Source organism: Oscillochloris sp. ZM17-4 (assembly GCF_019599295.1).
Taxonomy (GTDB): Bacteria; Chloroflexota; Chloroflexia; order Chloroflexales; family Chloroflexaceae; genus Oscillochloris.
In genome coordinates this window covers 1-7,086 of sequence record NZ_JAIEWN010000057.1, presented here as the reverse complement: position 1 = coordinate 7,086, position 7,086 = coordinate 1, and the positions used below count along the sequence as shown (strand labels likewise).

Annotated in this window: 6 protein-coding genes; 1 reads left to right on the top strand and 5 read right to left on the bottom strand. The window is 69.5% G+C overall.

The features are described from left to right. Window positions 1-356: carboxylesterase family protein (locus tag K2Z83_RS24900; protein WP_220597878.1), on the top strand; the 356-nt coding region annotated here is incomplete at its 5' end. A gap of 91 nt (window positions 357-447) precedes the next feature. On the opposite strand, the gene K2Z83_RS24895 is transcribed toward K2Z83_RS24900, so the two are convergent. From K2Z83_RS24895 to K2Z83_RS24875, 5 genes are all read right to left on the bottom strand, one after another. After that, window positions 448-1,149 carry a response regulator transcription factor gene (locus K2Z83_RS24895; RefSeq protein ID WP_220597877.1) on the bottom strand — a complete coding sequence of 234 codons (702 nt, stop codon included), beginning with the start codon at window positions 1,147-1,149 and terminating at the stop codon, window positions 448-450. 69 nt (window positions 1,150-1,218) lie between these two features. Next, window positions 1,219-1,599, bottom strand: a complete 381-nt coding sequence (locus K2Z83_RS24890; protein WP_220597876.1) for a hypothetical protein — start codon at window positions 1,597-1,599, stop codon at window positions 1,219-1,221. A 19-nt stretch (window positions 1,600-1,618) separates the two neighbouring features. Further along, a complete protein-coding gene (locus K2Z83_RS24885; protein ID WP_220597875.1) occupies window positions 1,619-2,068 on the bottom strand; it encodes a molecular chaperone in 450 nt (149 codons plus the stop codon). A gap of 121 nt (window positions 2,069-2,189) precedes the next feature. Continuing rightward, window positions 2,190-5,090, bottom strand: coding sequence for a molybdopterin-dependent oxidoreductase (locus K2Z83_RS24880; protein WP_220597874.1), 2,901 nt, complete (start codon window positions 5,088-5,090; stop codon window positions 2,190-2,192). A 231-nt stretch (window positions 5,091-5,321) separates the two neighbouring features. After that, window positions 5,322-7,067, bottom strand: a complete 1,746-nt coding sequence (locus K2Z83_RS24875; protein WP_220597907.1) for a 4Fe-4S dicluster domain-containing protein — start codon at window positions 7,065-7,067, stop codon at window positions 5,322-5,324. Between the last annotated feature and the right edge of the window lie 19 nt (window positions 7,068-7,086).

Below are 7,086 nucleotides of genomic sequence, written 5' to 3'. Positions count from 1 at the left end.
GCGATGCGGTGGCCGGGCTGGCCGGGGGCATCGTGAGAGGGCCGGAGGCGGAGGCGCTGCGACAGCCGCCCGCCCGCGGCGCCGTTCACTCGGCGGATATCGAGTACGCCATGGCCAACCTGGGCACCAACGCCGTCTATGCGTGGGCCGCTGAGGACGAGGCTGTCTCAGAGCTGCTGCAGGCCTGCTACGTCAACTTTGTGCGCACGGGCGACCCCAACGGCCCCGGCGTGCCGGCCTGGCCGGCCCTCAGCGGCGACGAAGGCTCCCAGATGATGGTGATCGACCAGCACCCGCGCGCCGAGCCGGAGCGGCACCGCGATCGCTACCTGCTCCTAGATGATCTGTTGGGGTAGCGCGGTGGTAGCGCCCCTGCAATTTGGTATATGGGGGGTGGGCGGCTAGCCGCCCACCCCCCATATACCATGGGTTTGAGGGCGACAGCCCTCAGCTCGCCGTCGCGGGCGCGTCGATAAAGCGGTAGCCGACCCCGCGCGCCGTGCGGATCACCGTCTCGCCGGTGATCGCCTCGATCTTGCGGCGCACCTGGCCGACGTACACGTCCACCACCCGGTCGGTGCCGAAAAAGTCGGCGCCCCAGACCATCTCGATCAGGTCCTCGCGGCTGAGCGCGCGCTCGGGGTGGCGGGCCAGGGCCAGCAGCAGGTCGAACTCGGTGGGCGTAAGGTCGAGGGGCTGGCCGCCGGCGCGGGCCTCGCGGCCGGCCGGGTCGATCTCGACGTGGGCGAAGCGCAGCAGGCTGCTCTTCGGGGCCGCCCCGCGCCGCCGGCGCAGGATGGCCGCGACGCGGGCCGAGAGCTCGCGCGGGCTGAAGGGCTTGGTCAGGTAGTCGTCGGCGCCCACGCGCAGCCCGGCCACCCGGTCGGCCTCGTCGCTGCGCGCGGTGAGCATGAGGATGTAGACGTCGGAGTCCTCGCGCAGGCGGGCCGTCACCTCCATGCCGTCCATGCCGGGCAGCATCAGGTCGAGGATCACCAGGTCGGGCTGGCGCTGCCGGGCCATGGCCAGCCCCTCCGGCCCGGTCTCCGCGCAGAGCACGCTGTAGCCCTCGTGCTCAAGGTAGGCCCGCGCCACGTTGCGGATGCTGGCCTCGTCGTCGACGATCAGGATGGTGCCGGATGTGGTCATGGGAGTAAGGGCGCAGCAGCTCGGCCTGACTCTTACCGACAGTGCATTGGCTGCTGCTGCGCCCTTACATTATAGATCATCCGCCTGCATCCGCATCTCAGCTAGGAGCGCGCGGCCGGCGGCCAGCCGATCCAGCCAGCGGCGGGAGCTACCCTCCCACGCCGGGTGCCGCCCCGCGAGATCCTGGATCGCGGCCTGCTCGCCGGCCAGCAGCTCGTCGAGGGCGGCCAGCAGGGCCGGCACCGCCTCGAACTGCCCCGCCGTCTCGAAGAGGCCGCGCAGCATCTGGAAGCGCTCGCCGATCGGCGTGGGCAGCCCCAGCCCGCGCCCGACCGCCATGATGTCGGCGCGGCTGAGGAAGACCCCGACGATGTCAGGCGTGATCAGCTGGCGCACCACCCGGTTGAGGCCGACCTCGTCATCGTTATCATGTTCACTATGTCGAGCCACGAGAGAGATAACCTCGCCCCTAGCTCCGCAGCGTGCGGGTGCAGACTGGCACCCATGCGGACAGGTGCGTGCGTAGGCAGCTGACCTGTAGCTCGTGCGCTCGACCGGCCTCCAGGATATCGCCAGCCTCCAGGGCGGCGGCCTCCAGATCGAGCAGGTGGGCCATCAGGCCAAGCTCGATGCCCAGGTGATCCGGCGCGCCGGCCGTCCGCGCCGGGATCCCGTAGCCGCTGGCGGCGCACAGCTCCACGACACGGTCGGCGGCATCGGTATTCAGCATCAGCTCGCGGTCCACATAGAGTGACTCGTAGGGGTAGACGTTGCGCCCGAAGATCCGCTCGTACTCTATTGCTAGGGGTTGGGGGTTGGGGGTTGGGGGTTGAGGGGCGATGTGCTCGGCAAAGCCGGGAAGCTCGCGCAGCTCGGCGATCAGCGCCGCGTCGGGCGGGGCCAGGTAGAGGCGGGACAACAGGTGATACAGCGATTGCCTCGCCCGAATGCTCTTTACACTCTCAGTGATCATGAAGACACTTTTTCTATTGCCACAGGGTGATGACTGCGTCATCACCCTGTGGCAATAGAAACCTTTTTTAGGATTTCTCTTCCGCCGGCAGGCGGTACGTCTCCAGCGCCGGGCGGAAGGGCCGCAGCATCCAGTGCGGCCGGCGCATCCCGTTCGGCGAGACCTGCCCGGCCGGGCGGGTCATCGCCAGCCACTCGCGGTAGACCTCGGTCGACCGCCGGGTGTCCACGAAGATGTCGCCGTACTGGTCGCCCGGCCCGGCCGGCTCCAGGCGCACCTTCTGGTGCCAGCAGTGCATCCCCGAGATCGGGTCCGGGTGGACGGGGAAGGTGAGGTTCTGGTGGACGCCGGCGTCCTCCCACCAGATCCGCTCGGTGTCGGGGTCGTCGCTCTTGAAGGGCTTGATGCCCTCCAGGGTGCGCATCTTCCACTGGCCGGCGCCGGGCTGCTTCAGCTCGACCAGGGCCGTCGAGAGGCGCCCGCCGCCGTCCTCCTGGAGCCGCCAGCGGCCCAGGTGGTGCGAGCAGGCGATCACGCCGGGGCGGATGCCCTCCGTCACCCAGACCCGGTCGACGAAGTAGCCGATCTCGGTGACGACCTTGATCAGGTCGCCGGTGCTCAGCCCAAGCCTCTGGGCATCGCTGGTGTGGATCCAGACCGGGTTTTTGTGAGAGATCTCGTAGAGCCACTTGGCGTTGCCGCTGCGGGTGTGGATGAGCGTGGGCAGGCGGAAGGTCGAGAGCAGCACCGCCTCACCCTTGTCGCGATCCACCTTGCTGGGGTGGACGTGGCTGTGGATGTGGCCGGGGATGGCGTACTCGGGCCAGCCCCAGTCGCGCAGGGTGGTTGAGTAGAACTCCAGGCGCCGCGAGGGCGTGGGGAAGCCGGCGACCTGGCTGCCGTCCTCTAGCTGGATGCCGATCGGCCTGCCGCGCTCGGGGTCGGGCTGGAAGAAGGGCATGGGCGTGATGTTTGAGGATGGCGTGGCGGGCGTCTTTGTGTAGACAATCCCGCTGGCCGGGTCCACCGTGGTGTCGGCCAGGTCGCTGGCGGTGAGCTGCTTCTCGAAGGTGTCGGCGGTGCCGGAGCGCAGCTCGTAGGCACCGAAGCGGCGCATATACTCCAGGGGAGTCATGCCCTCGCGGGCGGCGGCCTCGGGCAGGCCGGGCACATGGTTCTCGAACATCCAGCCGTAGAGCTCGTCCACCGTAATCTTCCGGCCGGGCGCATAGGGGCTCTCGAAGGTCTTGCGGATGCCGAGCGCGCCGTCGGGGTCGATCCGCCAGCTCAGCTCGATCCAGAACTCGACCTCCTCCCAGACCTCGCCGGGGTTGGCGTCGCGGGTGTCCGTCACCGGCTTGCCCAGGCGGCGCATGGCCTCGCGCAGCACTGGCTGGCGGAAGGCGATCCAGCAGCCGGCGTGGGTCTCCATGCTCATCAGGTCGTGGCGCTCGGCTCCCAGGCCCATTGGCAGGATATAGTCGGCGAACCAGCCGGTCTCGCTCCAGGTGGGCGAGAGGTGGACGTGCAGGCCCATCTTCGACTCGTCGGTCAGCACCTCCAGCCAGCTCATGCCGTCGGGGTTCGTCCAGAGCGGGTTGTAGACACGGGTGAAGTAGGTGTCTATCTTGCCACGGCCCTCCTTGAGGAAGTGCGGCAGCAGGATGCTCATCTCATAGAAGTTGAGCGGGTACTCCTGGGGCCAGCTCAGCTCGTTCCAGACCTTGGCGTGGGGGGCCATGTTGGGGTGGCGCGGCACCCACTTGTCCCAGACATTGGCCGAGGTGCCGCCCTCGACGCCGATCGAGCCGGTGAGCACGTTGAGGAACCAGAGGCAGCGGGCGATCATCCAGCCGCCGAGGTTCGAGCTGGTGGCGCTGCGCCATGTGTGGGCGGCCAGCCTGCCATCACAGCGCGAGACGATCTCGGCGATGCGCTCGATCTGCTCGGCGCTGGCCCCGCTCTCCTGGGCGGCGAAGGCGAAGGTGTACGCAGCGTAGAGCGCGTGCAGCTTCATCTCGAAGTGCTCGAAGCTGACCGGCTCGTCGGGGTGCTCGGCGCGCAGGTACTCCTCCCAGTTCACCCAGCGCCGCACAAAGTCGCGGTCGTAGCGGCCGGTGCGCAGCAGGTAGCTGGCGATGGCGAGCAGGATGGCCGACTCGCTGCCCGGCCAGGGCGAGAGCCACTCGTCGGCCATGGAGGCCGTGTTGGAGAGCCGGGTGTCCAGCACGATCAGCTTGGCCCCGGCCATCTTGCCCTCCATAATCCGCTGGGCGTGCGGGTTGAAGTAGTGGCCGGTCTCCAGGTGCGAGCTGATCAGGAAGATCACGCGGGCCTTGGCGTGGTCGGGAGAGGGCCGGTCGAGGCCCATCCACATCGACTGGCCGCAGCGCGCGCCCGAGGAGCAGACATTGGTGTGCGAGTTGTGGGCGTCCACGCCCCAGGCCGGCAAGATCCACTCCATCACCCCGTCGTGGCCGGGGCGGCCGACGTGGTACATAATCTCGCGCTGGCGCTGCTCGACGATCGCCTTGCGCAGACGGCCGGCGATATCGTCCAGCGCCTCGTCCCACGTCACCCGCCGCCACTTGCCCTCGCCGCGCCCGCCCGCCCGCTTGAGCGGGTAGAGGATGCGGTCGGGGTCGTAGACCTGGTTGAGCGTGGCGGGGCCCTTGGCGCAGTTGCGGCCGCGGCTGCCGGGGTGGGCCGGGTTGCCCTCGAACTTCTGGATCTTCATCGTGTCGCGGTCCACATAGCCGAGCAGCCCGCAGGCGCTCTCGCAGTTGAAGCAGACCGTGGGCACCAGGGTGTAGTTTCGCTCGACCTTCTTGGGCCAGGACTTGGGGTCGTACTCCGTCCAGGAGTCCCAGCGGTCCGTGGGGGGGTAGTCGGATAGGGGTTGGGATACGCCGGCCTCCTGGCGGGAGGCCAGGGCGCCGAGCACATTTGCCAATATTGATGCGGTCATTAGGCGCTCCTTTGCGTGATCGTCATGCGCCAGTTTGTGGGCCGGGCCGCCGGGGGATGTAGGGCCGAAGCATTCGCCCCTGTTTTATTCCCACCTGGTGATCCATCCGGTGCGAATGCTTCGGCCCTACGGGAATCCCGGGATCCGGGGCGGGAATCCCGGGATCCGGGGCGGGGCGATGGCCCGCCGGGGCGGGAATCCCGGGATCCGGGGCGGGGCGATGGCCCGCCCCTAACTGTTCGGCACCTCCTGCGGCGCCATCACGAAGGCGTACTCGAAGGCGTAGAGCCCGGCGATCGCGGCGAGGCCGGCGAGGGCGAGTATAGGCGCGGCGGCGACGGGGAGGGCGATGGCGAGGGCGAACAGCGCCAGGGGCGCGATGTGGCCGGCCAGGATGCTGCCCTGCCAGAAGTGGGCGCGGTACGCGCCGTGGCTGATCGCGTGGGCGGCGCGGGCGGCCACCTCGCTGGCGTGGGGCATGCCGAACTCGCCCGCCAGGGTCATGAACAGGTCGGCGGACAGGCTGGCCGCGAAGAGCCAGCCGAGCAGCCCGGCCATGCCCGCCGGCAGTGCCACAAGCAGCCCGACGAGCAGCAGCGCGCCAGAGCCCGCCATCAGCGCCTGGGTCAGCAGGTGGGCGGGCAGCAGCGGGCTCTGCCAGAGGTCGCGGCCCTCGGCCTGGGCGAACAGGAAGGCGGTGTAGGTCGCGGCCAGCACGGCCAGGGGCGCGCCGAGCCAGGCGAAGATCGGGCGCAGGGCGGCGGCCGCGCCCTCGGGAAGGATGCCCAGCGCCGCGCCGGCCTCGGCCAGGAACCAGAGCCCGGCCCAGGCGCTGAAGGCGATCAGGGCGAAGGCCCCGCGGGTCAGCCAGCTGCGCCACTGCGGGCGGGTCAGGATCGTCAGGAACATCATCGGCTTCTCCAGGTCTGCCACCAGAAGCGCCGTGGTGATGCCGATGAAGAGCAGGGAGATGAAGAGCGTGATCGCGGCGAAGGCCGGGGTGACGGCGGCCAGACCCAGGCCGGCGGCCAGGGCCAGGGCCAGGAAGGCCCCGCTGCCGACGCCCTTCGTCACCAGGTAGGCCGGCACCTGCCAGTGCCAGGGCACCTTGTGCTGCGCGGTGTAGCCCGTCTGCACCATGTGGCCGGCCACCCGCCCGCCGGTCATGATCGCGCTCGCCCCCACGCCCATCCCCTGGGCCTGCGGCGTGCGGATGGGCGCGCCCGAGGCGGCGCGCGGCGCGCCGGTGGACGCAGCACGCTGCGTCCCTACGGGTGTTAAGGGGATGACGCCGTTGCGCGGTGTTCCACCCCCAACCCCCAACCCCCAACTCCCCACCCCCGACTCCCGCCCCCCACCCCCCGCATCCCCAACAACGTCCGCCCACATCAGCGTGCTCCCCGTGCGCGATGCCGTCGGCGTGAGGGTGGACTGGTCGGCGTCGATGTAGAAGAGCTTCGGCGCGGTGCCCTGCTCCGGCTTGCGCACCGTCACCGACTCGCGGGCCACCATCCGGCTGATCGCGCTCGCCGGGTCGTCCAGGTCGCCCGAGAGGATGGCCTGCTCGGGGCAGACCACCTCGCAGGCCGGCTTCAGCCCGACCTCGACGCGGTGCGCGCAGAAGTGGCACTTGGCCGCGCTGTGGGTCTCCGGGTCGATGTGGATCGCGTCGTAGGGGCAGGCCTGGAGGCAGGCCTTACATCCGATGCAGACGCTCGGGTCGAACTCGACGATGCCGTCGGCGCGCTGGTACATCGCCGTGACCGGGCAGATCCGCACGCAGGGCGGGTTCGCGCAGTGGTTGCAGCGGTTCACCTGGAAGTGCCGGCGCGTGTCGGGGAAGGTGCCCGTCTCCACGTACTTCACCCAGGTGCGGTAGACGCCCAGTGGCACCTCGTTCTCCGACTTGCACGCGGTGCTACATGCGTGGCAGCCGATGCACTTGCGGTGGTCGATCAGGAACCCGTAGTTTGGCATCGCGACCTCTTTGTCTGAC